Genomic DNA, 24,105 nt, shown 5'->3' with positions numbered 1-24,105 from the left:
GTCACGGCCGTGGTAAAGGCCGTGACATTGGATGTCTCAGGCAGATGCCCGAACCGGAGCGGTGAAGCGTTTCAGCCGCACCGCATTTCCGAGAACAAAGACGCTCGAAAGCGCCATTGCCCCCGCAGCCAGCATCGGCGAGAGCAAGGTTCCTGTAACGGGATAGAGCACGCCCGCCGCAACCGGGATCAGGCTGACATTGTAGGCGAATGCCCAGAACAGGTTCTGGGCTATGTTACGCATCGTCTCCTTGGACAGGGCGATCGCATTGGTCACCCCGAGCAGGTCGCCAGACATCAACACGACATCGGCGCTTTCGATAGCCACATCGGTCCCGGTGCCGATGGCAATACCGACATCGGCTTCAGCAAGCGCCGGCGCGTCATTGATGCCGTCACCGACAAACGTGACTGTCCGGCCGCCAGCCCTCAGGCGCTTGACCGCCTCGACCTTGCCGTCCGGCAGGACTTCGGCAACGATCTCGTCGATGCCCAGTTTCGCGGCTATGGCTTCTGCAGTCCGGCGGTTGTCTCCCGTGATCATAGCAACCTTCAGGCCAAGCCCATGCATCGCACGAATGGCCTCGGCCGTTGTTGGCTTGATCGGATCGGAGACCGCAACGATCGCGGCAAGCCTGCCATCGACAGCCGCGTAGAGCGGTGTCTTGGCGTCATGACCCATTTGCCCGGCTATAGTTGCGAAAACGCCGACATTGACGCCGAGTTTCTCCATGTAGCGGTCAGCCCCCACGGAGACGGTGACGCCGCCGATATTGGCGGTGACTCCATATCCGGGAATCGCTTCAAAGTCTTGGGCGTCATCGATTTTGATGCCTTCCGACTTCGCCGCTGCGACAATGGCCGCCGCAACCGGATGTTCCGAAGAGGCTTCAACCGAAGCGATCAGCGACAGCACAGGCGCGCGGTCGAATCCTTCGGCCACTTGGACGTCGGTCAGTTCAGGACGGCCTGCTGTAAGCGTTCCCGTCTTGTCGAGGGCTACGACGTGGGTACCCTTCAACGTTTGCAGGGCTTCGCCATTGCGGAAGAGGATGCCAAGCTCGGCGGCGCGACCCGTGCCGACCATAATCGAGGTAGGCGTCGCCAGCCCCATTGCACAGGGGCAGGCGATGATCAGCACCGCAACCGCGTTGACCAGAGCGAGAGTGAGGGCTGGGTCCGGACCGAACAGCAGCCAGGTAACGAACGTCAAGGCCGCAGCCGCCACGACCGCAGGGACGAACCATGCCGTGACCTTGTCGACGAGTGCCTGGATCGGCAGCTTAGAGCCCTGCGCGGTTTCCACCATCTTGATGATCTGGGCGAGCAGGGTGTCCGACCCGACCTTTGTGGCCCGGTAGGTGAAGCTACCGGTCTTGTTGATTGTGCTGCCGATAACTTCGTTACCTGCCGTCTTGGCCACAGGGATTGGTTCGCCCGATATCATGGATTCGTCCACATAGGATGAACCGCCGAGAACCTCGCCGTCGACCGGGACCTTGTCGCCGGGGCGTACCTGGATGATGTCGCCGACCTGCACGTCCTGAAGGGCGACGTCGACAAATTCGCCGTTGCGCTCGACGCGGGCGGATTTTGCCTGAAGGCCCATCAGCCTTTTGATTGCCTCGCTCGTGCGTCCCTTGGCTTTTGCTTCCAGAAACCGTCCGAGCAGGATCAGCGTAATGATGACGGCGGATGCCTCATAGTAGACGTAAGCAGTGCCCTCAGGCAGCACATGCGGGGCGAACGTCGCAATGACCGAATAGGCCCACGCAGTACTCGATCCCAATATGACCAGTGAGTTCATCTCTGGAGCAAAACGGGCGAGGGCGGGCAAACCCTTTTTATAAAACCGCAACCCGGGACCGAACTGGACGATGGTCGCCAGAACGAAGTAGAGAATATAGAGAGGTTGTTGTCCGACGACAGTCAGAAGCCAATGATGCATCGCCGGAATAAGGTGAGACCCCGTTTCGAGAACGAAGATGGGAAGCGTCAGGACTGCCGCTATCGACAAGTCCCGTTTCAAGCTCCGTAGTTCCCGGTCCTTTGCTTCCTGGCGGGCGTCGCCGTCCGTTGCCGCAGCAGTCTGGCGGCTCGGTTCATAGCCTGCCTGCCGGATCGCGGCATCTATAGCGGTGGACGGTGTACCCGCCACCGTTTCAACAGTGGCGCGTTCAGTGGCTAGGTTGACCGAGGCCTTGACGACGCCGGGTACTGCGGCAATCGCCAATTCCACGCGGCGTACGCACGAGGCGCAGGTCATGCCTTCGATGCCGATTTCGGAGACCTCGGTACCGACCTCATATCCTGCGCCTTGAATGGCGGCCATGACCTCTTGAGTTTTCATCGGACCATTGAAGCCAACCGCAGCCGTTTCAGTGGCGAGATTTACCGAGGCCGACATTACTCCGGGAACTTTGGTGATCGCCATTTCCACGCGGCGTACGCAGGAAGCGCAAGTCATGCCTTCGATCCGTCTTGCCGAGGATGAAACCGATCAATTGTCCGCCTGCCACCCCGCCCAATGTGCCCATCACGGCATTCCAGAACGCACCCACATCAGCGACATGAACGATTTTCCCGAACACGGAACCGCCGAGAAATCCGCCTAATAATTGAGCAATAAGAGAAACCATTAGCTTCCTAATAGTCGAACTTGGATCAATACAGGAAGAGGCTATTAAATAATGCTTCCTGCTTCTTAGGATCAGTTTTGGACTGCAAATCTGTCTAAACATAAAACAACAGTAATGTTGCTATATCAAGCCCCATTTTCGCCACATTAGGAACTAGTTAAGAGCAGCCACGAGCAGTTGTAATCGTTTGATTGACTGTGAATAACTGCTCTTCATGTACCAATATGGTACACATTATTCTAATCGCGGATACGTTGCAGACGATCCATCGCACAAGGAATGGGGTTATTCGCCGTGAGCCGGTACAGAATCTTGGTTCTGAAAGACGACGAAACCGACGAAGAAGGCGCAATTGGTTACGATCGTCCAATGAGATCGTTCTTTTTTCAGGGCTTTGTCAACCAAGACCCGGAAGATGACAGACCGGAAATCTGGCTTGGTAACATTCTGGACGAATACCCAACCCTCGAAACCTTGCTCAATGAAGTGAAGCGCAGAGGCTACAAGATCGGTGCGCTTGAACACAGCGCGATCATCGAAATGATGCGCGAGGCAGGAGAAAAGCCCGTACCAAGTCTTGCAGAACGTCTTGGTCTTATGATCTGACACCATGAAAGGGCAATAACTTACCTATGAACGGAAAAGAATTTCACCGGAAAATCTGGGAAATATTAGAGCCTCTCGATTCCTCAAATTTTCAGGTTCTTCGTGCTGTGGCAGCAGCGAATAACGATATCGAAAAGATCGAAGCTCAGACCGAAATCAAACTTCCAGACTACTACAGGGATTTTGTCAGTTCGGGGAATTGCAATGGCTTGGCCGTTTGCGCGCGCGAAGAAGTCTGGCCAGCTCCAAAAGAGGGCGACATAGCGCCCGCATGGACCTTTTATCGCGGCGTGACTTTGCTTGGTATTGATGCGCCCGATCTACCCGAATTTGCGAGCATTGCCGAAACGCATGATAGGCTCATAGCCAAAGGCATCGAAAACGTTTTGCCGCTCATCAAGATTTGGGGCAATGGCAGTTCATTTTATGGCGTCAACCGTTCTGGTGAAACCGTCATTGCCGAAGATGACGAAGTGACGATCTTAAAAGGCGATCTTACGGACGTTTATGCGGAAATGATCGCAAATCTAGTCCAATATCAAAAGGACATGGAAAAGAGGCTTGAAGCCTCACGCGGCCTGTTTGGCAAAAGCAGATAAATGAAGCGGCCCGTAGGCCGCTGCTTTTATTCTTATTTAATCGGAACGCATGGAATTTTTTGCGCAGGGATTACACCCGTCTTTATATCAGCTGGGCCGGTACGTGCTGCCGAGCAACCAAACAGGGACTTATCATCCTGCAGAATGATAAGCGGTCCGACCGTTCCTTTAATTTCAAAGCCTTCTGACACAAGCTCCACGATGGATTTTTGCCCCTCGGTCAACTGAGCAGGCTCATTCGTGGTGAATCCTTGAGCAAGGGCCGGGTTGGACACAATAATCAGCGCCGCAGACGCCATGAGAACGGTTTTCATGGTTGTTTCCTTTTCGTGGTCGATACCTGGAGCGGCCATTTATTGGCAGTTAATCGGCATAGTAATTGCTTGGAATCCCTTTCGGGCCTTCGGATAGTGAATGACGCCGGAATCTGCCTTGCAGCCGGTGGCCGTTGAAATCAATTTTTCCGCGTCATTACTCCAAATCGACAATTCATCGTTGTAAGAGCCTGTTCCAAAAAGGGTTGAGCGATTACAGTAGGTTATGATCCAATCGGATTGCTTACATTCGATGGAGATCACAATGGCCTGGACAGTAACCGCTCGCCGCCACTATGTACGACGCAATTCGCGCTATGCAACTGATTTAACGGATGCGGAATGGTCAGTGATCGAACCGCTGATGCCTTCGCCCAGATACCTTGGTCGCCCTCGCAAAACGGATCTGCGTGAGGTGGTAAACGCGCTTCTTTATATCGCATCTTCTGGCGGTGCGTGGCGGCTTCTGCCAACCGATTTCCCACCATTCTCGACGGTACAGAAATACTTCTACCGCTGGCGCGATGAAGGCTTGCTGCGTACCATCAACAACACGCTTGTGATGCTGGCGCGTGAGCAGGCTGACAGGCAGCCCAGTCCAACGGCTGGCGTCATCGACAGCCAGTCAGTTAAAACCACGGAAAGTGGCGGAATACGGGGCTTTGACGCGGGAAAGAAGATTAGCGGACGTAAGCGTCACATTGTCGTTGATACCCTTGGCTTGATGGTTGGTCTGGTGATCCATTCTGCGGGTATTCAGGATCGCGATGGCGCACCGGACGTCTTGAAAACCATACTCAAACGATGGCCGTGGCTGCGACATATCTTTGCTGACGGCGGATATGCAGGCCCCAAGCTCAGAGGCAGGCTGGAAAAGGTCGGAAAGTTTACACTGGAAATCGTCAAGCGCTCCGATCAGGCCAACGGTTTCGAAGCCCTGCCACGCCGATGGGTGGTCGAGCGAACATTTGCATGGCTGGGAAGGTGTCGCAGACTGGCCAAAGACTTCGAGAAAACTATCGCTTCTTCCGAAGCGTGGATATACATCGCAAATATCCGCTTCCTCACACGGCGTATCGCAAGAGCCTGATATCATTACATTCATTATGATTCAGGCTCTAAGTTAGCGTGGCTTCCGTCTTTGCTGTCCTGTCCCAAGAAACTTGTACGTCCGAGCCTTTGAATTGTACCGTCTTCACTTCCTTTGTCGTAACTGTATTCACGTCACTGCTTGAAGTCGTGGAACATGCAGAAACAGTCATCGCAAGAGCGGTCAGAGCAATAAAATTCGTACACGGTTTCAAAAGGTTCTCCAATTCTTTCAGTCTTATCCTAACGCGCAATCTTCGTTGCTTCGCTAGTCATTTTTATCATGGCGCATCGAGCGAATGACAGTCGCAATATTGTCTTCGTCAACTTCTGTCGCAAAATCGCGCATCAAGTGGTTTTTGGCTAACTCGTGGAGCGCTTGAAGCACTTCGATTTGGACCCATCCCGCATCCACGCCACGATCTGTCAGCGCTATAAAGGCATCTTCCAGAGCCTCTTGGCAGTGAATATCGCGGTCGGGATAATCGCCAAGTTTGCGCGGCCCGCGTATTTTCTGTTCTTCGCTCATGGTTTCGTTCCCATCTTTTAAGCTATTCAAACCAAGCAGAATATAATTCAGGACAAACCGCTGTCGCGACCGCGCTCTATTCGCTTTGCTCACCGAGCCAGCAAGCCGTCTCGGCCCATGCGGGTAACGATCGCTTTTGCAATCATGCCATTTTTTCGTGCGATGACACAAAAACACGTCTGGCACGTTTATGCAGTATGGCGCGTTCAATTAAATCTTCGCAAACCGTTTTCGACCCAATGCCGGAACGCATAGAGCCGTGTCTGGCGCTGTTGGTTCCACGCCCGCCAAAAGGGCCAGATTGGGGTTTTGAGGTCAAATGGGATGGCTATCGTCTTGCGATCCACGTTGAGCCGAACCGCCTGCGTGTCCTGACCCGTGGCGGTCATGACTGGACGCCCCGATTCAACCACATCGCGCAAGCCGCTCTGGATCTCGGCCACGCTTCAATGATCCTTGATGGTGAGGCTGTTGTACTTGATGATAGCGGGCGGTCTGATTTCGGAGCCTTGCAACGGGCGCTTGGTGGCCGTGGCGGCAAGCGCTTTGCCGCTGAATCCCTCTTTTACGTCTTCGATCTTCTCTATCTGGACGGGCGCGATCTGACAGGCATGCCCTTGCGCGAGCGGCGCGCAAAGCTCGCCAGTCTGCTTAGCGCAAGACCCTCGCCGGTCATCCGCTTTTCCGAGACAATGGAAGCCGATGGAGAGGCATTTTTCAAAATCGCATGCGCACATGATCTGGAGGGCATTATCGCCAAAAGGCTTGATAGCCCTTACAGACCGGGGAGACATGGCGAATGGCAGAAAATCAAATGCATCCAGAGCGACAGCTTCGTCATTGTCGGCTTTGAGCCGTCCACGACGATGCGCGGCGCAATTTCCCGGCTTTTGCTTGGAGCGCGCAAAGGCAAAAGCCTTGTTTATGTCGGTGGCGTCGGAACCGGTTTCAGCCATAAAATGGCCCGCGACCTGAAAATGCGCCTGGAAGCTATTCCGGTCACAAAACCGCCCGTTGCACTCAAACGCAAAAATGCGGTGTTCGCCCGGCCCGAATACATCGCTGAAATCGAATATCGGGCTTGGACCGACGATGGCAAGTTGCGCCACGCTTTGTTCAAGGGGCTTCGCGAGGCTGCCGACAATGCCGATATTTTCGAGATAAAGGGCGACACGTGACGATAGCGCCTATGCCAATCCACCGACAAAACCGCTCATTTCATCGAGCCGCACTTTCGCCAGACGTACCCGGCCCTTGCAGCCGCGTGCCCGACATGTCGATTGTGCTTCCACCTCGTCAATATAACGCTGGCTTGCTTCGGCATCGGTGCATAGGATCTCACGCGTCAGATAATGCACATGCCCGCAAATGCGGCATCGTGCTTCAAGTTTATCCGTCTCGCTCAAATCGCTTGCGCGCAGTTGTTGTTTCCAGCCCATATTGTCACCAAAAATCTTCCGCCGAAGGTATGCGGGTAAAGCTGATCTTTCCCCCGGCATGACCGCCTTTCGGCGGTCGCCATTCGCCAACGCTCACAACCGTACCGGCATAGCGCGTGTTGAGACGATCTATCGCCATCGATGCGGATTCCCATCGACGCCGTTGACGATCATCATTGTTCAGTAAGTCCAACTGCCGTTCGCTGGCGTCGGAAAGATCGTAAAGCGTTACGCCAACCCGAAAGATCGTCAGTCCACGCGGATAGGTCTTTGCGACCTCGGCCCAAAGTTCCGCCAGCGCTGACATAACAGCCTGGTCGTCATTGACGACCGGCAATTGCCGCTGGCCCATCCAAGACCCGTCCCGGATCGATAGCCAAAGCCAAAGACCCGACGCATAGAAATTTTCACGGCGCATCCGCCGCGCCGCTTTTGTCAAAAGCAGGCGGGTGATTTCTAATGCGCCGCTTATTGTCCGGCTTTCTGGTGGAAGGACGCGGCCATGGCCGAACATGCCTCGCTTGGACGCGGGAGCCTGAATATCGTAGCCATGCAGCGCATACCACATGCGCTCGCCGGTTACGTTGCCCCACAGCTTGCGCATGTGTTTTGGCTGAATTGCGTAAAGCTGTTCAGTCGTGAAAATGCCAGCCCGATAAAGCCGCTTTGCCATATTGCCGCCGACGCCGGGAATATCTTCCATATTCACGGCCATCAGTGGCGCGGGCATCGCTTCGGGACGCCAGATCGCCACGCCATTGCCATAGCCGCCCGCGTCGCTAAGCTTGCTTGCCTTGCAGGCCATCTTGGCAAGCTGGCGGTTGGCTGCAAATCCCATGCTGCATGTGATCCATGGCCCTACCAGCTCGAAGATTGCATCCTTGACATTGCGGGCCAGCCCTTCGGGGTCTGCGCGGGCATTTTCATCAAGCCGACACGTCAGCTCGTCGATGGATTTTGCCGTATCGATGGGAATGACGGCTTCAATTTCCGACAACAAGGCATTATGCGCCCGTCGATAAAGGTCAGGCTTTTGCGGCACCAGAACTATGTCCGGACACAGCCGCCTTGCTTCATCGACCGGCATCACATTCTTGACGCCACGTATCTTTGCCTCACGCGAACAAGCGATAATTGACGTGCGCGTTGTCCCTTCAAACGGCACAACGCCAACCGGACGACCACGCAGCCGCTTGTCTGCCAGCATTTCAACGGAAGCGAAAAAACCGTCGAAATCCATATAGACCCGCTCAATGGTCTCTGGCTTGCGCATTGTTGCTCCGTTTACAAGGACGAACGAATCCACTCCGGCGCACATAGCGCGCAGGAATACATTCCATTTCTGTGAAGATGTTCCTATTATGTTCTCATGCGTGCCGGTGTCAACTGGCAAGCCGAAATGTGGATAAAATAGTCAAATCGGCCCCGTCTCCGTTTGACCAGGCGCAGCGTTGCTTTGCGCTTGGTCAAACGTAACCGAGCGTGTCTTCCTTTAATGAAAAGGCTTCTAATCGTTGGCGGAACTGTCCGGCGCAAACAGAACCGGGCCGCTGTTGCGCGAAAAGCCTGCAGGCTGGCTGTTATAGTAATAGCTCAGCGTGAGCGCCGCAGATTGCAAAGCCGCTTCGATCCCTTCGCGGTTCGCAAGCTCGATCAGAGCATTCCTGAAAGCATCTGCAAGTTCGGGGTTATCCATGCGCAAAGTGTACTCATCCTCGCCGCAAATGCCAAATTCCCGTTACCAGACTGGTTAACTCCGCCAGATTGGACGGGATGCGGAAATCAGCGGTCAACCCGGCACCTTGCGCGGGAACAAAGCAACAGGAGCGTTGACGATACCAGCCCCAGACCTTCGCAAGAGCCGTGTTCCTTGCGGTTGAGCCGGTAGCGCAGCCTCGTTTTTCTCCAAAGAGATCAAGGCCGGCTACAATCCCTTCGAACGCAAAATCTGGACCGCCGCGCGCGCGTCGCAAGGCCACGGTTATGCGTTTACGCAACGTCAATTTTCCCCGGCCTGACGGCCTTCCTCGCGGCCGCTTACGCTCCAAAATTGACTTAACCGAACCTTGCGCCCCGCGCTTTTACGGCAGTCTTACCGATTTGCACGAAGGGAATTGGCCCTCGATCAAGGAGAAAGAACATGGCTACCATCGGTTACGTCACCCGCAAGGAAAACGGCTCTTACGAAGGCCATCTGCGCACTCTTACACTCAATGCACCCGTCACCTTTGTTCCGATCGAACGCACGAGCGAAAAAGCCCCTGATTTCCGCATCCTGTCCAACCGCTCGGAAGTTGGAGCCGCATGGATCAAGAAAGGGCAGCAGAGCGGAAGCGAATACGTCTCCGTCACCATCGACACCCCCGAACTGCCGCATCGCATCATCGCCAATCTCGGACAAGCCGCAGGCCAGGACGACCCGGACGTGTTCGCCATCATCTGGAACCGCCCATAAGCGGCCAATTACAAAATAAGCCCGCCAGAACGGCGGGCTTTTTGTCGTGCTCTGCTACGCCTTTCGGCTTTTGTCTTATGAAAGATAGTAACGATTAGCATCTAATCTCACAAAGCTGTTATGTTGAAATACTCTGTGTTAGCGTCTCAGTGTATCACGGTCACTGGACTTTATTAGGGGATGCTCATGAAGAAGAGTTCGATCTTTCTCTTTGCACTAGCCAGTATCGCATATTCCACCTCTGTAAGCGCACAGGACACAAACATAAATCAGACGATTGATGATCTTTTAGGGGATCACACCAAATACCAAACGGTCATCCACGCCTTACAGAAAGCCGTTTCCGCACATGATGCTAACGCCGTGGCCGGGCTTGTGAGTTACCCGATTGGCGTAAAGGTCCATGGTAAGGAAGTTCATATCAGAACTGCCAAAGACTTTGCTCAGCACTACGATGGCATCATGACGCCCGCCATTACCAAGGCGATCACTTCGCAGAAGTATGAAGATCTGTTCGTCAATTATAAGGGAATAATGTTCGGAAACGGTCAAATCTGGATAAACGGCATCTGCCACGATAACCAATGCAAAAATTTTGACGTCAAGGTGATTTCCATCCAAGAGCCATCGTGAATAGCGACTTCAAGCTCATAAAACCGTCAAAAGCATAATTTTTCAGAATATTAGGAAGCCCGCTAAAAGCGGGCTTATTATTTTCCTTTTTTCTTTTGCCCCTATCGCCAGTGCAATTTTCCGTCAATGGACAAGCGCAAAGCGTTGCAGCCGGAAGAAGAACGGCTTTCAGGCTGCGCCCGAACCTTCCGTTTTTCTTCCGTCTGCAATCCTTGACTGAAAATCACACTGTCTGGGGGCGGTCTGCGCCCGCCCCCTCTGCCGGGGTTAATGCACAGGGCATTACCCGACAAAGGGCGCGGCTTCGCCCACTGGCAAAAGGTACTTTCGATATGGCTAAACTGACCAGAGCGCAGCGCAAGGCACATGCGGAGGCAGAACGCATTTTGTCGAAAGATCGTCTCACGGAAGATGAACGCGAGTTTGTTTTCAACAACTGGCATGAAGGCGCTGACTTCAACAATGCTCATGCAGGTGCCTTTTTCACGCCCTACGATATGGCGGCAGATTTTGCCATTGATGCAGGACAAGGCCGCGTCATCGATCTTTGCGCGGGCATTGGCGTTTTGTCCTACTTCACGATTGCCCGCAGCCGTTGGGCAACCGAACCCGCATCGGTGACTTGTATCGAACGCAACCCGCGATATGTCGAAATCGGGAAAAAACTCGTACCGGATGCACAATGGATTTGCGCCGATGTTTTCGACTGGCGCGAATGGTGGCACGATGATCTAGGCGGAAAACCTTTTGATTGGGCCATTGGAAACCCGCCCTTTGGTCGCGTTCGTCGCACAGAAAACGGCCCCCGTTATCACGGCCCCGATTTTGAATTTCACGTGATCGATATTGCATCGCAAATGGCCGACTACGGAACCTTTATCATTCAGCAGCAATCGGCAAGCTTCCAGTATTCCGGACGGCCCTATTACGAACGCCGCATGAATGGCCGTGGCGTCGAGTTCGAGAAACTGACCGGCTTGACCATGGAATCCGGCGCTGGCGTCGATACGTCGATTTTCAAAGATGAATGGAAAGATACAAGCATCATCTGCGAAATCGCCTGTTTCGATTTTGCAGAAGCGCGAGAACGCCGCGAAAGGGAAATCCAGCGTATCGCTGCAAATCCCGTCACCGCCCCCGCCCGCCCCGCCGAACAACTGGCGTTTTTCTAGGAGGTACGGCCATGAACGAATTTGGCAACAAACGCCGGTCAAGCGTTGAAGTTTACGACACAGATTCCGGGCTTGGCGGCTCTTTTACCGTTGAGATTGTCGAGGACGTTGACGCGGATCGCGTCAAAGTCCGGGTCTGGTATGGTCGGGCAACCCCGTCAGGGTGGGAATGCTGGCACGAATGGGACGGATATCGCTTTATTGTGCGCCGTGATGCGCTCAGGAACAAACGACAGTTAGCACTATGGAAATAGCAACTGCGGTTGACATATTTCCACTTAGCAACTATAGTTGACATATGATCGAACTCATTGAAACCGACATTTTTTCCCGCTGGATTGGGGCACTGCGCGACCGTCAGGCTCGGGCAAGGATTCAAGCCCGGATGCGTCGATTAAGCCTTGGAAATCCCGGCGATGTTAAGCCGGTAGGCGAAGGCATTTCCGAAATGAGGATCGACCATGGACCCGGTTATCGGGTCTATTTCATGCGGCGCGGCCCTGTAATTGTGGTGCTTCTTTGCGGAGGCGACAAGGGAAGTCAGAGCAGGGATATAGCCTTGGCAAAGGACATTGCAGGGCAATGGAAGGAATAACGACAATGGAAGTTCAATTCAGACGCTATGACGCGGCAAACTATCTCAGAACAGAAGACGACATTGCGGCTTATATTGAAGCCGTGATGGAGGATGGAGATCCTGCATTAATCGCAGCCGCGCTTGGAGACGTTGCCCGCGCTCGCAATCTAAGCCAGCTTGCCCGCGAAGTCGGAATGAGCCGCCAAGGGCTGGACAAAGCGCTATCGGGCAATGGTAATCCAAGTCTGGCAACTGTAATGAAGGTCGCAAACGCTCTTGGTTTAAGACTTTCGTTGAAGCCAATTCATACCGGCGAACCAACTCCGGCCCTCAAACCATGAGTAAATTTCTGCTTATTGGTCCCATAATCGCTATGATTGCGCTTGCGGGATGCGTCACTAACAAAACAACGACCCAAAAGCCCCATAAAGCCGAAAAGGTCTGCAATACCCAGAATGCTACCCTTACAGACAAAGGCGCTTTTGTCTGTAAAAACGGGATAACGCTTTAGCCCGGAACAAGCAGAACGGAACGAACTCCGCAAACTGCTGACAGCGTTGCCTGCGAGTGGCGGAAGCACTCGGCAGCGAGGCAAATCAAGAGCAGGAGACATTGAAATGAGCAAAGCAGGTTCACGCATCTTGCAGGGTGCAAAGGAAGCATTGGCATTTGCGAAGGGGGAAGCCGATGCGGCGGATTTTGTGGTTCATATCCCGCCATCGGTTGATGTGAAGTCTATTCGCCGCAAGACCGGCCTTTCGCAAAGGGAGTTTGCGGCCCGATATGGTTTCTCATTTGGTCGGGTACGGGATTGGGAACAAGGCCGATCTAACATCGATGGACCGTCAAGATTGTTGCTTACCATCATCGATAAAGAACCCGAAGCGGTCGAACGCGCATTATCCGCAGCCTGATCATAAAGGTGGTGAAAGGATAAGGCATGACCTTTGGAAAAGAGCTTATCCAGAGTGCAAATGAAGCGCTGGCAATCGCACAAAGGCGAGCAGAACCCGCAGCCGTTTTCGTCCCTGAAAGCATTGACGTTGCGGCGATCCGTAAACGCTTCAAACTATCGCAGGCCGAATTTGCAAAGCGGTACGGCCTGCCCGCTGGCACAATCAAGGATTGGGAGCAAAAACGGCGGCAACCAGATCGCGCCGCAATGCTGTTCTTGAAGGTAATTGAACAAGCTCCCGATATGGTGGCGCGAGCTATCCGCGCATAATCGGGCTATGGCCTAAACCCCAAACCGTCCGGCGCCCGCATCGAGCGGGCACCGAACGGTACGAGGAACCCCCCGGTCCCCGGTTCCTCGCGCTCCTCCCCCCGGAATGGTGGATGACCCGCAAGCGGCTCATCCAGTTTGCCGGTTTAGGTTTTGTCGGCGTCAACGGTCGTTTGCTGATCCAGCTCCACTCCAGCGAGAGTGTGACGGAAACCGAACTTCGTTCGGTCGAGATTTGCCGGTTGATAAACTGGCGGGGCGTCCGTGGCCTGTACCTCCGTGTTTTCATGGTGCTTGTCCTCTTTTCCTGAAAGTGGCCATGCGCAATCTAATCGCTTCGCACGATACGGCATCCGCGGCCTTATACGCGCAACCCCTTCGGGGTTCTCCACTCCGCTACGCTCCGTTTCGACCGCAAGCGGTGCGCGCGTCCGCTACTGCCGTATTCGAGCTACGCGATTGCGCACAACCACTTTCAGGAGGACAAGCACCATGAAAACACTCATCGCATTTTGCCAGAAGACCGGACGCCGCTTGCGCCAGTTTATCAACCGGCAAATCTCGAAACTGACCCGTGCGGGCCAGTTTAAATTTTCCGTCACACTCTCGCTTCCGTTCATCGCGAAAGTCGAGATCAGCTATCAAACGAGCGTCAGCAAAGCCGACAAAACCTAAACAGGCAACCGGAAGATCGCAGCCTTCCGGCTGCGATCATCCGCCATTCCCCCCGACCCTGACCGAGAACCAATTTGGCTGCGAGACTAAAGACGAGACAGAAATAACACGGCCATAGTCGCACCTGGCGTTATGCACCAGCCGCGAAAATGGAATGCCAAGGCATACAAGCCTGACACCGCCCCCCTGCCATCGAAAAGACGATCAGTGAAGGGGCAAGCGCGGCGAGCCGCTTGTCGCGTCAAAAAAATCGGCTTTCAGGCTTACGCCCGAACCTTCCGTTTTGTTTTGCCCCGACCCCTTCACAGACCGCCTTTTGGCCGGGGATCGGGCTGCGCCCTCCCCCCTATGACCGGGGAAAGCTGTTGCTTCCCCGATCACAGGGAAGAGGTCTCGCCCAATGGGGCGATTAATGGAGCGCAGAAAATGGAAGACGCTGAAAAGGCAAATTACGCAATCCGTCTTATCGAAGGTCGGCACCTGACAGCCAGCAACAAACGCCATATCTCAGCGCTGCTTGAGCGCGGTTGGTGGAGCGGCCATAGCAGGCATATTCAGTATGAAATTGCTCGCCTGACAGATGACACGTATCGCGTCATCATCACGCAACGCGAGCGAGACGACATGAAACGGGTACAAACCCGCACCATGCATGTAACCATTCTCGCAACCCCCCGGATGATAAAAAGACGCCGTTAGGCGTCTTTCCAATCTCCGGAACGAACGATTAATCGCCCGATTTCATATCGGCTTTCTGGCGACTTTTAACGCCTGCGATATAGGCGGCAATTTCATAATCGGTCGCGAATTTGCCGTCAACCTTGAATGTCGTCGTCCATTCAGCCGGTATAGCAGGATCGCGTGCCTTATCAGTGAATGAGGCTTCAAGCGGTACGACGACCTTATATAAATGCTCACCTACGCCAGACACCAAGCACCTAACGCCGTGCTTATCGGTTCCGAGCAAGGTGCTAAATTCAGTAGAGCGAAACGGCGCTTCTTCCACGCGGTTATCAACCCATTGCAAGCCGCCCAATGTCCCCAAAGGCTTGCGCTTCCATTCAAGATAACTGGTTTTTCCGAAATAGCGTTCTAACGTCAGCGCCGTTTCGCCGTGGTTCACTTGCACAATTATCGTCGTGCCCACGCTCGCCATGAGCGTCTTTAGCGCGTCTTGACCATATTTCTCTGATACCTGAGCGGCATCCTGCAACCCAAGAACAACGCAAATACCCTTGGACCGGCCAACGGTAACAAAGGTCTGAAACTGGTTGATGTGCGGGAGTTGCGCCCATTCATCCATGAAGAACCATATGCGCCGCAAATCGTCATCGTTTAGCGATTTGCTGTCAGTAACGGTATTGATCGCAATCGCGTAAATAGAGGAAATCCAAGCGTCTGACAGCGCGGAAAACTGACCATCATGCTTGATAATGACGGTTCCGAATTTAACTTCGTCCTTCAACCATTCGCGGATCGAGAACAGTTTCTTTCCCTCATAAGACGGCCATGCGGTCGCCAGCATATCCAGCATTCCCATATGCGCTTCAAGCGTGGATCGCGTGGACATGACCTGTTTGAAATCAGCTTCAAGGAAGAGATTTGTACCACGGCTGTACTTTAATGCCGTCGCCAGAAGTGTTTCATTGTCCTTTCTGGTCTCTTCCAGAAGGTCAGCCCATGTCCATTTACCCGGATTGGTCGCCATTAGTTTAATGATGCAAACCGCCAGCACTGCCCGCGCACTGTCAGAGAAAAATCGATTGGCCGCTTGAGGCACAAGACGATTGGCAAGCTCAATTGCTTCCTGTGAAACAACCAAATCCCTCGCAATATCCCAGACAGCCGAACGGTCATCCGTGGGGCTTAGAATTGTCGGTTCATACCCCATGGCACCGACAATATTGGGTGGAACGATTTTGGTGTAATCGCCCTTTTGATCGAAGATAATAACTTTGTCATTCCGCTCAACAGCAGCATGAATCATGCGCGACATAATTATGGTTTTACCGCCACCGGGAGCGCCAATGATATTGAAGTGGCGCGTTTCACGCGGCAAAGACACGTGCCAGCCGTCAAACATATGGATGCCTGGTACCGCAGGATACTTGCTAGTTTTCTGTTCGTATCTGGCAGCGTCGAGAAGATCCGGCAAACGGCCAACGGTCAAGCCGCTGAGAATGTCTATCGGTTTCACACGCATATAATGAAACCAGATTACAAAACCCCCGAGCAACAGAAGCGCCACCAGTGGCGATGCAATTGTTATCTGGTAATTTAACATTTTTTCTGGCGCAAATCCGCCATGGGACGCAATCAGATCGACACAGCGAGAAGGATAAAAAGGCAAATAGCAGGTCAGGCTTTCACGAAACGAAAGCCTTGAACTGCTCATAGGTCAATCACGTAAAAGGTAGCCGTAGACGAAGGCCAGCACCGAAAGTACCGCCAAACTGATGCCGATAAATGTATATGCCGACCAAGACGGACGCGGTTCCTTTTCAATCATTCTTGAACGCCTCTTTGCCAATCGCGGTCATTTCGTGGACATATGCGCTATCGTCTTGCTGCCTCGCTGCCGTGATCAGAACACCGAGCAGAAACGCCTTATCGGCATTTCTTAGCCCGGCTTTAACGGCAAGCCCGCCCAACTGGATTTTCTCATGCGCATCCTTAGCGCGGTCTGACTTTTTCAGCATTGCAAGCTTACCTTTCAGATTACGCAGTCGGTTTCTAAGCCGACCGAGATCACTTATCGGCGCTGTCGCGAAATCGTTTTGCCAATTCCTGAAACGCTTTCTTGAGTTCAGCGGTTGGAACATCAAGCAACCCGCATTCTATTGCCAGTTCGCCAATCTTTTGCGCTTGAGCCGCTGTTGCCTCTTGAAGCTGCGCTTGGAGAGCGGCAATTTCAGCTTCAATCTGTGAGACCGATTTTGTGCCTTTAGGACGCGCCATGAAATGTGTTCCTTTCCGTTTCTAAGATATTAGAAGTTACGTTTAATCTTGTAATGGCTATCTCTTATCGACGCAAGAAACATGCGCAAGAATGCAGAAAAAGGCGCTGATAACCGGAGCCAGCCCGCGCAACCCAAATAGCGCTGTAGGGCTGGCGGAGGTAGATAATAAAAATCGTTCGATGCGATTTGTATTATGAGATAGGGCTTACCCTGCTCATAATGGTATCAGGAAATGGCGCTGATACCGAAGCTATTCCGCGCAACTCAAATAGCGCTGTAGGAATAGTGTAGGTCGAATAATCTGACGCTCGATGCGTCTGATTATTCCCCCTCTATGCGATTGACGTATGTGAACCGCGTCGGGCCGGACGAGACCCGCATGTCAATCATAGCGGATAATCCCGCGCGTAGCGCGGACGATTTATTGAAATCAGATGAAGCCATATTAAAACGAATAGTCAACGGAACAGCCTATATCCGTCTGCGCTTATTGTGGAATGATCGAGGTGCGTATCGGTCAACGAATCCGGCGGAAGTCAATACACCATCACCCGAGAAAGTCTTGCTCCTAGCTATTCTGCCGATATGTGTTCGGCGTTTGTTGTTAATCGCGATGAGTTCTCCACGGCACCAGTCCCGGAGAACTGAGAGCGAAGCGAACGAAAGTTCTCTAAGGGCGCACTTTGAAGTTTTTTTCAAAACTTCTTTATGGTAGTGCTTTCGCCATGGCGATTTATCATCTGAGTGTAAAGGAGTTCAGTATAGCGCGGGGGCAAAGTGCCGTTGCGGCTGTCGCCTATCGCCGTGCCGCGAACCTGATCAATGAATCTACCGGCCAATATCACTCCTATAGCAACAAGCCTGCCGTCATCCATTCGGAGTTTGCTATTCCCGAAGGATCGCCAAAATGGGTCAGGGAGCTATCTGAGTTGCCGGGCGATCAGCCTTCGCAAAAATTCTGGTCGCAGGTCGAGCATCATAATACCCGTATCAATTCGCGGTTAGCCAATGAAATTGTGCTTGCCTTGCCCATCGAACTGACCAGTGATCAGAACATTGATCTTGTTCGACAGTTCGTTTCGGAAAAACTGACATCACGTGGTTTGGTGGCGGACTGGTCTTATCATGCCGTCCCGGAAAATCCGCATGTCCATATAATGGTTCAGACGAGGCCGCTTGCAGAGGACGGTTTCGGACCGGTCATGAAGCCCGTTCTTGATAACGAAGGGAATGTCAGTCGGGACAAGAACGGCAAGATTCAGTATTCCCTTTTCGGTATATGCAAGCTCGATCTTCCGGGCATTCGTGAAGCATGGGCCAATGTGCAAAACCATCATCTGGCGATGCATGGCCATGATGTTCGCGTTGACCATCGTTCCTATGAAGAACAGGGAATAGCGCTCGTTCCGACAACCCATATTGGTGTCGGTGCTAATGCAATCGTTGCCAATGGTGGTCAATCAGATCGCATCGAGCGCAACAACGAAATCCAGTCGATCAATCGTCAAGCTGTACTGGATAATCCGGAAATTATTCTCGATAAAATTACGGCTCAGAAATCCGTCTTCAATGATCGGGACATAGCGCGAGAGGTGTTTAAATACACAGATAACCGGGCAGACTATCAAAGCGTCATTCTTCGCATTGGCGCATCAGATAATCTAATCGCACTCGCCGCCCCTGTTTATGATCCTGTTTCGGATAAAGAGATTACGCCTGCTACTTATACCACGCGGGCCGTCTTTGAAAACGAATACAGCATTCTTGAGAACGCCGAGAAGCTTCACGGGCAAGACACGTTCTATGTTCCTGAAAAGCGCGTTCAGGCTTCGATTAATTCGTTTGAGAAAGACAAGGGCTTTTCGCTTTCGGACGAACAGAAGGCGGTTATTCGGTACGTTACGCAAGCCCAAGGTATTGCAACGGTTGTTGGCTACGCGGGTGCTGGTAAGTCAACAGTAATGAATGTCGTGCGACAGGCTTATGAAGCCAATGGAGCGCGGGTATACGGCGCTGCCCTGGCTGGTGTTGCTGTTGACGGGCTTCGTGAATCTAGCGGGATCAATAGCCGGACAATTCGCTCATGGGAGGTGAATTGGGAAAGAGATAAGCGTAACCTACAAGCCGGTGATGTATTCGTGCTGGACGAAGCTGGCATGGTTTCGTCGCAGCAAATGCGTACCATTGTTGAACATGTCGAAAAGGCCGGTGCCAAGCTTATTGTCGTAGGCGATCATCGTCAGCTTCAACCAATCATGTCAGGTGCTGCATTCCGGGGTATTGCGGAGAATGTGGGTTATCGCGAACTTACGGGGATCATTCGTCAATGCAATCCGGAGCATGTTGCAGCTTCATTGCATTTGGCAAGAGGCGAAACGCGGCAGGCGCTTGAGCGTCATGAAGCGCTTGGTAATATTCAGATCAGCGCCAAGGGTGTTGATGCTCGAAAGCAGATTGTCCAAGAATGGGGGCAAAGCTGGAACGCGGGCAACGATGCAATTATCCTCACACATCGCAATGACGATGTGGAAGCGCTCAATCAATATGCGCGTTCGCTTTTGAAAGATGCAGGCGGTTTACAAGACGAGTTTTCTCTAACGACGAGCAAGGGAACCAAATCGTTTGCGATTGGCGACAAGATCATCTTCCTTGAGGGTGATTATGAAACGGGTTTGAAAAACGGCTCGGTCGGCTTCATCACCGAATACGATCAGAAAACCCGTTCTATTTCAGTTGAAGTCGATAATGGTAAAACGGTCAGTATCGATACGGCGCGCTATAATTCGTTCACGCATGGATATGCCCAGACCATTCATAAGTCGCAGGGCAAGACCGTTGACGATGCCTTTATTTATGCAACGAGCATGATGGACGCTCAGTTGAGCTATGTTGCCTTGACCCGTCATCGAGACAATGTTCGCCTGATCACCAGTCCGGATGCATTCAAGGATCGTGATGATTTTCTCAATCGGTTGTCCAATGATCGGCAGAAGGACGTTTCATTCCTTCATCGCCATACGCAGGACTATGCAGATGCATTGCGTGGCTTTATGGAGCGGCGCGATCTTGGTACGCCGTCAGACTGGAAAGCGGCAGTCGAGCGAACAGTCAATCATTGGAAAGGCAGACTTGAGCAAGTAACCGAGCGTTTGCGGTCCGTTCGTCAGCGTCTATTCCCGTCGCAAGAAATTCAGTCAACGCCCGAACAAAGGGCTCAATCTGTCAGGTCGCCGGTAAACCCGTCGCCGGTTACATCGCCAGTACCGGCACAGACATTGCGCGTTTATCCCGTCATGCCGGACAACGTTCGCCAAGTCGTTGCCAGATTGCAGCACACGTTTGAACATGCCGAACGCATGGACACCGATAGATCACGCAAGGAAGTGATAAATACCAGCCAGAACGCGTTCGTCGATGGAAGTCACTCACGAGAGGTTCGAACATTTATGGCGGGCCTTAAAGACGTGATGGGACCGACTACGATCCTTGCGGCGGGACAAAAGTTTAATGCTGAGAAACTTGCCCCTGCCCTATCGCAGTTCTCCGCAGCGGATCAGCAAAAGATTGAAGGCGATTGGCCTGCCCTGCACAGTCTTGCCCGTGCAAGCTTTGCCGTTAATCAACTCGAAGTCGCCAAGCTTATTCATAGCGAAAGTAAGGATAATCGCATCGAGGCGGCTTATGAAAAATCTGTCTCTCTATGGAGAACCCCTGACAAGGAGTTGGTTCCAGCAATGCCGGTATTCAATGAAGATATTGCAAAGATTGTTTCGCGGATCGCGGCCAGCCACCCGGAAACTGTGAAAGCCGCGAATTACATGCAGAAAGATCTAGCGCAGTGTTACACAGACGCGGGGGCAATTGCGAAGCTGTTCATCAATGACGTTCGTAATGGCGTCAATGTTCATGACACGCTTGCGATGATGCAGAAGAATCCGGAGCAGATCGGAGACATGCACGGCAAGCGCAATTTCTTTGGACGACCGAATGAAGAGCGCGCCGCTGCAATCGCTGCTATTCCAGCAGCGGTAAGTGCCATGAGGCATTTCGCATCCCGCTATGAGAACGTCACGCAGGATGTTACCCAGAAGGAGACATTGTTCAGGCAGCAAATGCAGACCGGATTACCGGGACTGTCGCAGGGCGCTACCAATTTCATTGAGAAGTTCAATGACGATGGTGCGAACAAGGAGCAGCTATTGAACAGTGACGAAGGCAAGCAGGCACGCCGGGAAATCGGAGAGTTCATGTCGGCCTTCACCGAACGATTTGGAAGGTTCGAGACAAGCCCAACCGAAAGCGAGCGGTTTAATCGAGTTGCCGCAACGATCGATCCGGCGATTGCCTCAGAGCTTGCAACACAGGTTCAGCATGTTAAATCTGCCGAACAGAGCATCGACCTCCATTCGAGCGCCTATAGCCTCGGGCAAAGCCAAAGTCTGTCGCAAAGTCGTGGGAATGAGATAGAAGTCTGATTTAGCCAGAAAAACCAGATTGTAATATATTGGAAACTGTGATTAATCTCCTGCAACAAGGGAGATAATCGGATGCGGATTATTGTTGCAACGGGGGCGCTATTGCTCGCTGGCTGCGCACAAACGACTAATTTCCATACAAAAGATGTTGGATTGATGGTCGATAAAAGTATTACTGACATAGATGAAGAAAAGAAATTCGTTTATCTAGAGAAGTCCGCATTCAATCAAAGACCCGTTGGGGTAATAACTCTCGTTCACAAAGAACCGCCGTCTGGCGCTCTTATGATGCCCATGAGCGCGATCTTTAACGGCCCTGTTGAAGACCTTATCAAATCGACGGCGGCGAAAATCGGCTACAGCGTTCGCAAGTATGGCGAACGCCCCGGAGCGCCTGCCCTTGTGGCGGTCAATCGTCACAACGACACTGCTTACGGCATTATGGAAGAAGGCTTGTTGCAGGCGCATGGCCTTGTCCGGATCACCATCGACCAGAGGCACAAGAGCATTACCGTGCGCTACAAGCGTCCGGAGCGCAGCCCGGTTGCCCATATTGACGATACGAGGCTGTATTAATGCGGTTGACGGTTTCCTTTGTTCTGGCGTCGATGACGATTGCCGGCTGCACAACCACTAAGACAGACATAGATGCGCCGCCGCCTCTTATCGGCGGCCCAGACAAGTTGACCGGCGCAAGTTACGTCCCGGCAACCTACGAGCAGTTTGCCAAACGTACCCGTAGTGGAAACCCCGGCGCTGGCGTTGAGCGGGCGCGGGTTGAGATTTTGCGAGATGCAGCCATCTCCTACGCCGCGCAGGCGGGCTTTGAAAGGCGCGCTTATGAAATCATGGCCGAGCTGGAGCGCAAATCGCCACAGCTTTCGGAAGAGTTCAATTTCAGCGCAGTCGTTTACACCGCTCCGCGTGAGGCAGGCTATGTCGTGCCGCCCGTTGTGACACGCGCCACCGAAGCGCTCACAATCACCAAAGGCGGGCGCGAAAGCGTGGCAGCGGACGAGTATTACCGGATTGAAAAGCCGGGCCGCATTGTCGGTGTTATTCCGACCTGGCGCGACTACCTTGTGATGCCGCTCGACAAAGCGACCGAACCCGACGAGCAATTTTTGCCCGTCGATAAGGAAGAACGCGCCGTCTGGGATAAGTATATGGCGGAAGGCTGGTCAGAAGGACGCAGACAGGCCGAGGAAGCGTTACAGATCAATCTCAATCTCTTGCGGCGAGATTATGCGGGCATGATCGAGTACCGGCGTCTGGTTGAAGCTGGCCTGATTAAGTCGCTTCTGATTTCTTCCAGCGAAGTTCGCGCCAAGGGCACGCATGACGAACTGTTTATCGGTCAGCGTCGTGTTCGTATCGATAATGACGCCACCTTTGTTACGAACCCGAAGAAGTGGAAGCCGATCACGCGCAGGGTCGATAAATAGCTCATGATCGACCAGAAAAAGCTTTCTGCAGAAGAGTATGATCCGAAGGGGAATTATGTTCCCCTTCTTAATGAGGAACCCGTTCGTTTCGACACCAATCTTGAACTGATTAATCATCTGTTCGCGGGCGCGTCCAACCGTGGCGCATCCGATTTTTCCATCATGTCGGAAAGCCGGTTGCACGTTCAGATTAGCGGGCGTCAGTATTTCGGTTCCAAGCGCATCTTCAATCTGTCCGAAGTCGATATGATCCTTTCGGCCTTGTGGCGATCAGCCGACGCCGCCGGGATCATAAAGCAGGGTCGCCCTTTGGACTTTGCGCATGAAATTGTCATCGACCGCAAAACCCGCCGCCGCTACCGCATTAACGCCACCGGCATAAATGTGGATGGATCGGATGGTGTGGAGATTTCGGTGCGCTCGCTGCCGATCAAAACGCCGACAATGGACAGCGTTGCGCTTGAGCATGAAATCCGGGATTTTCTAAATCCCAAGAATGGCGTGATCATCATCGCAGGCGGCACCGGCCACGGCAAATCAACAACGATGGCGGCGATCACGCACGCGCATCTTGTGAACAAGGATAATCCGCGCAAGATCATCGATTATCAGGCGCCGATTGAATACACCTTCCGGGACGTGCTTGACGAAAATCTCGACTCCCCTTCCTTCATCGCGCAGTCCGAAATTGGCGAAGGACGCAACATTCCGACATTTGGCAAGGCAATCTGGGCTTCGCTCAGGCGCGCGCCTCATATTATCAATGTCGGTGAAGCGCGAGACTATGAATCCATGTCGGGTTGTCTTGCCGCGTCCGTTCAAGGCCATATCGTCAACACGACGACCCATGCAGGATCTGTTGCAGAAGCGCTTCGGCGTATCGTCAACGAGTTCCCGCCAGAGGAACAAGTCAGCCGGGCTTATGACCTGATCACGTCCTTGAAGGTTCTCATTGCTCAGCATCTTGTGCCGACACCGGACTTGAGCGGACGCTTTGCTATCCGTGAATTCATGGTGTTCACCGACGATGTGCGGGATCGCTATATTTCGCAGCCGGTCGAAAACTGGACGAAAGTTACACGCGATTTGTTCAAAGAAGCCCGGACCAACACGAACATCGTGGCGCAATCATTGGACCGGAGCATCGAGATCAAGATGCAGGAAGGGCTTTTGACCGAAGAAATGGCGCGGACGCATCTCGGCTCGATCTTTCTCGGCCAGTAGGCGCATCACGGTTGCTTGGTTGAAGATCCTGACTAAGTGAAAGCCAGCAC

At 53.0% G+C, this 24,105-nt stretch carries 29 protein-coding genes; 20 read left to right on the top strand and 9 right to left on the bottom strand.

Features of this window, described 5'->3' with window-relative positions:
• Nucleotides 1-36 precede the first annotated feature (36 nt).
• Nucleotides 37-2,433: a heavy metal translocating P-type ATPase gene (locus C9380_RS24730; RefSeq protein WP_374844488.1), complete on the bottom strand. Its 2,397-nt coding sequence runs from the start codon at nt 2,431-2,433 to the stop codon at nt 37-39.
• Here C9380_RS24730 and C9380_RS27000 point away from each other — a divergent pair.
• From C9380_RS27000 to C9380_RS24720, 3 genes are all read left to right on the top strand, one after another.
• Nucleotides 2,423-2,614 carry a hypothetical protein gene (locus C9380_RS27000; RefSeq protein WP_164844742.1) on the top strand — a complete coding sequence of 64 codons (192 nt, stop codon included), beginning with the start codon at nt 2,423-2,425 and terminating at the stop codon, nt 2,612-2,614. The genes C9380_RS24730 and C9380_RS27000 overlap by 11 nt on opposite strands.
• Before the next feature lie 318 nt (nt 2,615-2,932).
• Entirely contained in the window at nt 2,933-3,244 is a 312-nt protein-coding gene (locus tag C9380_RS24725; RefSeq protein WP_247870374.1) for a hypothetical protein, read from the top strand.
• 107 nt (nt 3,245-3,351) lie between these two features.
• Complete coding sequence (locus C9380_RS24720; RefSeq protein ID WP_128094989.1) at nt 3,352-3,843, top strand: SMI1/KNR4 family protein; 492 nt, start codon at nt 3,352-3,354, stop codon at nt 3,841-3,843.
• Between the two features lie 32 nt (nt 3,844-3,875).
• Here the strand turns inward: C9380_RS24720 and C9380_RS24715 are convergent, their stop codons facing one another.
• Nucleotides 3,876-4,157 (bottom strand): hypothetical protein, encoded by a 282-nt coding sequence (locus C9380_RS24715; protein ID WP_125302287.1) that lies wholly within the window; start codon nt 4,155-4,157, stop codon nt 3,876-3,878.
• Nucleotides 4,158-4,422: 265 nt separating this feature from the next.
• Between C9380_RS24715 and C9380_RS24710 the strand changes: the two genes are divergently transcribed.
• Nucleotides 4,423-5,247 carry an IS5 family transposase gene (locus C9380_RS24710; protein WP_128094988.1) on the top strand — a complete coding sequence of 275 codons (825 nt, stop codon included), beginning with the start codon at nt 4,423-4,425 and terminating at the stop codon, nt 5,245-5,247.
• A 267-nt stretch (nt 5,248-5,514) separates the two neighbouring features.
• Here C9380_RS24710 and C9380_RS24705 read toward each other — a convergent pair whose 3' ends face one another.
• Entirely contained in the window at nt 5,515-5,775 is a 261-nt protein-coding gene (locus tag C9380_RS24705; RefSeq protein ID WP_235824466.1) for a hypothetical protein, read from the bottom strand.
• A gap of 197 nt (nt 5,776-5,972) precedes the next feature.
• Between C9380_RS24705 and ligD the strand changes: the two genes are divergently transcribed.
• A complete protein-coding gene (ligD, locus tag C9380_RS24700) occupies nt 5,973-6,953 on the top strand; it encodes a non-homologous end-joining DNA ligase (RefSeq protein ID WP_128094987.1) in 981 nt (326 codons plus the stop codon).
• 9 nt (nt 6,954-6,962) lie between these two features.
• Here ligD and C9380_RS24695 read toward each other — a convergent pair whose 3' ends face one another.
• From C9380_RS24695 to C9380_RS24685, 3 genes are all read right to left on the bottom strand, one after another.
• On the bottom strand, nt 6,963-7,214 hold the full coding sequence (locus C9380_RS24695) for a hypothetical protein (protein WP_038595038.1): 252 nt from the start codon (nt 7,212-7,214) through the stop codon (nt 6,963-6,965).
• Between the two features lie 4 nt (nt 7,215-7,218).
• Entirely contained in the window at nt 7,219-8,487 is a 1,269-nt protein-coding gene (locus tag C9380_RS24690; protein ID WP_128094986.1) for a Y-family DNA polymerase, read from the bottom strand.
• A 234-nt stretch (nt 8,488-8,721) separates the two neighbouring features.
• The gene (locus C9380_RS24685) at nt 8,722-8,910 is read right to left on the bottom strand and encodes a hypothetical protein (protein ID WP_109989688.1); all 189 of its coding nucleotides are present in this window, start codon (nt 8,908-8,910) and stop codon (nt 8,722-8,724) included.
• A gap of 444 nt (nt 8,911-9,354) precedes the next feature.
• Here C9380_RS24685 and C9380_RS24680 point away from each other — a divergent pair, with 444 nt between their 5' ends.
• The 11 genes from C9380_RS24680 to C9380_RS24630 all read left to right on the top strand — a co-directional run bounded on the left by C9380_RS24680 (nt 9,355) and on the right by C9380_RS24630 (nt 14,650).
• Nucleotides 9,355-9,669: a DUF736 domain-containing protein gene (locus tag C9380_RS24680; protein WP_038595044.1), complete on the top strand. Its 315-nt coding sequence runs from the start codon at nt 9,355-9,357 to the stop codon at nt 9,667-9,669.
• Between the two features lie 186 nt (nt 9,670-9,855).
• Nucleotides 9,856-10,302 (top strand): hypothetical protein, encoded by a 447-nt coding sequence (locus C9380_RS24675; protein ID WP_128094985.1) that lies wholly within the window; start codon nt 9,856-9,858, stop codon nt 10,300-10,302.
• A gap of 332 nt (nt 10,303-10,634) precedes the next feature.
• Nucleotides 10,635-11,474: a class I SAM-dependent methyltransferase gene (locus tag C9380_RS24670; RefSeq protein ID WP_128094984.1), complete on the top strand. Its 840-nt coding sequence runs from the start codon at nt 10,635-10,637 to the stop codon at nt 11,472-11,474.
• An 11-nt stretch (nt 11,475-11,485) separates the two neighbouring features.
• Nucleotides 11,486-11,728 carry a hypothetical protein gene (locus tag C9380_RS24665; RefSeq protein WP_038595050.1) on the top strand — a complete coding sequence of 81 codons (243 nt, stop codon included), beginning with the start codon at nt 11,486-11,488 and terminating at the stop codon, nt 11,726-11,728.
• A 44-nt stretch (nt 11,729-11,772) separates the two neighbouring features.
• Nucleotides 11,773-12,069, top strand: coding sequence for a type II toxin-antitoxin system RelE/ParE family toxin (locus C9380_RS24660; RefSeq protein WP_038595052.1), 297 nt, complete (start codon nt 11,773-11,775; stop codon nt 12,067-12,069).
• A gap of 5 nt (nt 12,070-12,074) precedes the next feature.
• On the top strand, nt 12,075-12,392 hold the full coding sequence (locus tag C9380_RS24655; RefSeq protein WP_038595053.1) for an addiction module antidote protein: 318 nt from the start codon (nt 12,075-12,077) through the stop codon (nt 12,390-12,392).
• Between the two features lie 276 nt (nt 12,393-12,668).
• The gene (locus C9380_RS24650; RefSeq protein WP_038595055.1) at nt 12,669-12,965 is read left to right on the top strand and encodes a helix-turn-helix domain-containing protein; all 297 of its coding nucleotides are present in this window, start codon (nt 12,669-12,671) and stop codon (nt 12,963-12,965) included.
• 26 nt (nt 12,966-12,991) lie between these two features.
• Nucleotides 12,992-13,276 carry a NadS family protein gene (gene nadS / locus C9380_RS24645; RefSeq protein ID WP_128094983.1) on the top strand — a complete coding sequence of 95 codons (285 nt, stop codon included), beginning with the start codon at nt 12,992-12,994 and terminating at the stop codon, nt 13,274-13,276.
• 113 nt (nt 13,277-13,389) lie between these two features.
• Nucleotides 13,390-13,587 (top strand): hypothetical protein, encoded by a 198-nt coding sequence (locus C9380_RS24640; protein ID WP_128094982.1) that lies wholly within the window; start codon nt 13,390-13,392, stop codon nt 13,585-13,587.
• 181 nt (nt 13,588-13,768) lie between these two features.
• The gene (locus tag C9380_RS24635; RefSeq protein WP_038595061.1) at nt 13,769-13,951 is read left to right on the top strand and encodes a hypothetical protein; all 183 of its coding nucleotides are present in this window, start codon (nt 13,769-13,771) and stop codon (nt 13,949-13,951) included.
• A 426-nt stretch (nt 13,952-14,377) separates the two neighbouring features.
• On the top strand, nt 14,378-14,650 hold the full coding sequence (locus tag C9380_RS24630; RefSeq protein ID WP_038595063.1) for a hypothetical protein: 273 nt from the start codon (nt 14,378-14,380) through the stop codon (nt 14,648-14,650).
• Nucleotides 14,651-14,678: 28 nt separating this feature from the next.
• Here C9380_RS24630 and C9380_RS24625 read toward each other — a convergent pair whose 3' ends face one another.
• The 3 genes from C9380_RS24625 to C9380_RS24615 all read right to left on the bottom strand — a co-directional run bounded on the left by C9380_RS24625 (nt 14,679) and on the right by C9380_RS24615 (nt 16,909).
• Nucleotides 14,679-16,154 carry a type IV secretion system DNA-binding domain-containing protein gene (locus C9380_RS24625; protein ID WP_164844747.1) on the bottom strand — a complete coding sequence of 492 codons (1,476 nt, stop codon included), beginning with the start codon at nt 16,152-16,154 and terminating at the stop codon, nt 14,679-14,681.
• 298 nt (nt 16,155-16,452) lie between these two features.
• Nucleotides 16,453-16,650 (bottom strand): conjugal transfer protein TraD, encoded by a 198-nt coding sequence (gene traD, locus C9380_RS24620; protein WP_109989678.1) that lies wholly within the window; start codon nt 16,648-16,650, stop codon nt 16,453-16,455.
• A 49-nt stretch (nt 16,651-16,699) separates the two neighbouring features.
• The gene (locus C9380_RS24615) at nt 16,700-16,909 is read right to left on the bottom strand and encodes a TraC family protein (RefSeq protein WP_038595237.1); all 210 of its coding nucleotides are present in this window, start codon (nt 16,907-16,909) and stop codon (nt 16,700-16,702) included.
• Nucleotides 16,910-17,594: 685 nt separating this feature from the next.
• On the opposite strand from C9380_RS24615, the gene traA reads away from it, so the two are divergent.
• From traA to C9380_RS24595, 4 genes are all read left to right on the top strand, one after another.
• Complete coding sequence (gene traA, locus C9380_RS24610) at nt 17,595-21,386, top strand: Ti-type conjugative transfer relaxase TraA (protein WP_128094980.1); 3,792 nt, start codon at nt 17,595-17,597, stop codon at nt 21,384-21,386.
• A gap of 72 nt (nt 21,387-21,458) precedes the next feature.
• The gene (locus C9380_RS24605; protein ID WP_038595071.1) at nt 21,459-21,962 is read left to right on the top strand and encodes a DotD/TraH family lipoprotein; all 504 of its coding nucleotides are present in this window, start codon (nt 21,459-21,461) and stop codon (nt 21,960-21,962) included.
• The gene (locus C9380_RS24600) at nt 21,962-22,831 is read left to right on the top strand and encodes a type IV secretory system conjugative DNA transfer family protein (RefSeq protein ID WP_125302320.1); all 870 of its coding nucleotides are present in this window, start codon (nt 21,962-21,964) and stop codon (nt 22,829-22,831) included. Before C9380_RS24605 ends, C9380_RS24600 begins: the two co-directional genes overlap by 1 nt.
• 3 nt (nt 22,832-22,834) lie before the next feature.
• Nucleotides 22,835-24,055 carry a type IV pilus twitching motility protein PilT gene (locus C9380_RS24595; RefSeq protein WP_128094979.1) on the top strand — a complete coding sequence of 407 codons (1,221 nt, stop codon included), beginning with the start codon at nt 22,835-22,837 and terminating at the stop codon, nt 24,053-24,055.
• Nucleotides 24,056-24,105 lie beyond the last annotated feature (50 nt).

Source organism: Brucella pituitosa, from assembly GCF_003049685.1.
Taxonomy (GTDB): domain Bacteria; phylum Pseudomonadota; class Alphaproteobacteria; order Rhizobiales; family Rhizobiaceae; genus Brucella; species Brucella pituitosa.
This window is presented reverse-complemented; position numbering and strand designations above follow the sequence as displayed.

Bases quoted from the DNA above. Each gene is read 5' to 3' on its own strand.
- C9380_RS24730 (WP_374844488.1), bottom strand. From the start codon at position 2,433: ATGGCGATCACCAAAGTTCCCGGAGTAATGTCGGCCTCGGTAAATCTC.
- C9380_RS24715 (WP_125302287.1), bottom strand. From the start codon at position 4,157: ATGAAAACCGTTCTCATGGCGTCTGCGGCGCTGATTATTGTGTCCAAC.
- C9380_RS24710 (WP_128094988.1), top strand. From the start codon at position 4,423: ATGGCCTGGACAGTAACCGCTCGCCGCCACTATGTACGACGCAATTCG.
- C9380_RS24705 (WP_235824466.1), bottom strand. From the start codon at position 5,775: ATGAGCGAAGAACAGAAAATACGCGGGCCGCGCAAACTTGGCGATTAT.
- ligD (WP_128094987.1), top strand. From the start codon at position 5,973: ATGGCGCGTTCAATTAAATCTTCGCAAACCGTTTTCGACCCAATGCCG.
- C9380_RS24695 (WP_038595038.1), bottom strand. From the start codon at position 7,214: ATGGGCTGGAAACAACAACTGCGCGCAAGCGATTTGAGCGAGACGGAT.
- C9380_RS24690 (WP_128094986.1), bottom strand. From the start codon at position 8,487: ATGCGCAAGCCAGAGACCATTGAGCGGGTCTATATGGATTTCGACGGT.
- C9380_RS24685 (WP_109989688.1), bottom strand. From the start codon at position 8,910: ATGGATAACCCCGAACTTGCAGATGCTTTCAGGAATGCTCTGATCGAG.
- C9380_RS24680 (WP_038595044.1), top strand. From the start codon at position 9,355: ATGGCTACCATCGGTTACGTCACCCGCAAGGAAAACGGCTCTTACGAA.
- C9380_RS24675 (WP_128094985.1), top strand. From the start codon at position 9,856: ATGAAGAAGAGTTCGATCTTTCTCTTTGCACTAGCCAGTATCGCATAT.
- C9380_RS24670 (WP_128094984.1), top strand. From the start codon at position 10,635: ATGGCTAAACTGACCAGAGCGCAGCGCAAGGCACATGCGGAGGCAGAA.
- C9380_RS24665 (WP_038595050.1), top strand. From the start codon at position 11,486: ATGAACGAATTTGGCAACAAACGCCGGTCAAGCGTTGAAGTTTACGAC.
- C9380_RS24660 (WP_038595052.1), top strand. From the start codon at position 11,773: ATGATCGAACTCATTGAAACCGACATTTTTTCCCGCTGGATTGGGGCA.
- C9380_RS24655 (WP_038595053.1), top strand. From the start codon at position 12,075: ATGGAAGTTCAATTCAGACGCTATGACGCGGCAAACTATCTCAGAACA.
- C9380_RS24650 (WP_038595055.1), top strand. From the start codon at position 12,669: ATGAGCAAAGCAGGTTCACGCATCTTGCAGGGTGCAAAGGAAGCATTG.
- nadS (WP_128094983.1), top strand. From the start codon at position 12,992: ATGACCTTTGGAAAAGAGCTTATCCAGAGTGCAAATGAAGCGCTGGCA.
- C9380_RS24640 (WP_128094982.1), top strand. From the start codon at position 13,390: ATGACCCGCAAGCGGCTCATCCAGTTTGCCGGTTTAGGTTTTGTCGGC.
- C9380_RS24635 (WP_038595061.1), top strand. From the start codon at position 13,769: ATGAAAACACTCATCGCATTTTGCCAGAAGACCGGACGCCGCTTGCGC.
- C9380_RS24630 (WP_038595063.1), top strand. From the start codon at position 14,378: ATGGAAGACGCTGAAAAGGCAAATTACGCAATCCGTCTTATCGAAGGT.
- C9380_RS24625 (WP_164844747.1), bottom strand. From the start codon at position 16,154: ATGCGTGTGAAACCGATAGACATTCTCAGCGGCTTGACCGTTGGCCGT.
- traD (WP_109989678.1), bottom strand. From the start codon at position 16,650: ATGCTGAAAAAGTCAGACCGCGCTAAGGATGCGCATGAGAAAATCCAG.
- C9380_RS24615 (WP_038595237.1), bottom strand. From the start codon at position 16,909: ATGGCGCGTCCTAAAGGCACAAAATCGGTCTCACAGATTGAAGCTGAA.
- C9380_RS24605 (WP_038595071.1), top strand. From the start codon at position 21,459: ATGCGGATTATTGTTGCAACGGGGGCGCTATTGCTCGCTGGCTGCGCA.
- C9380_RS24600 (WP_125302320.1), top strand. From the start codon at position 21,962: ATGCGGTTGACGGTTTCCTTTGTTCTGGCGTCGATGACGATTGCCGGC.
- C9380_RS24595 (WP_128094979.1), top strand. From the start codon at position 22,835: ATGATCGACCAGAAAAAGCTTTCTGCAGAAGAGTATGATCCGAAGGGG.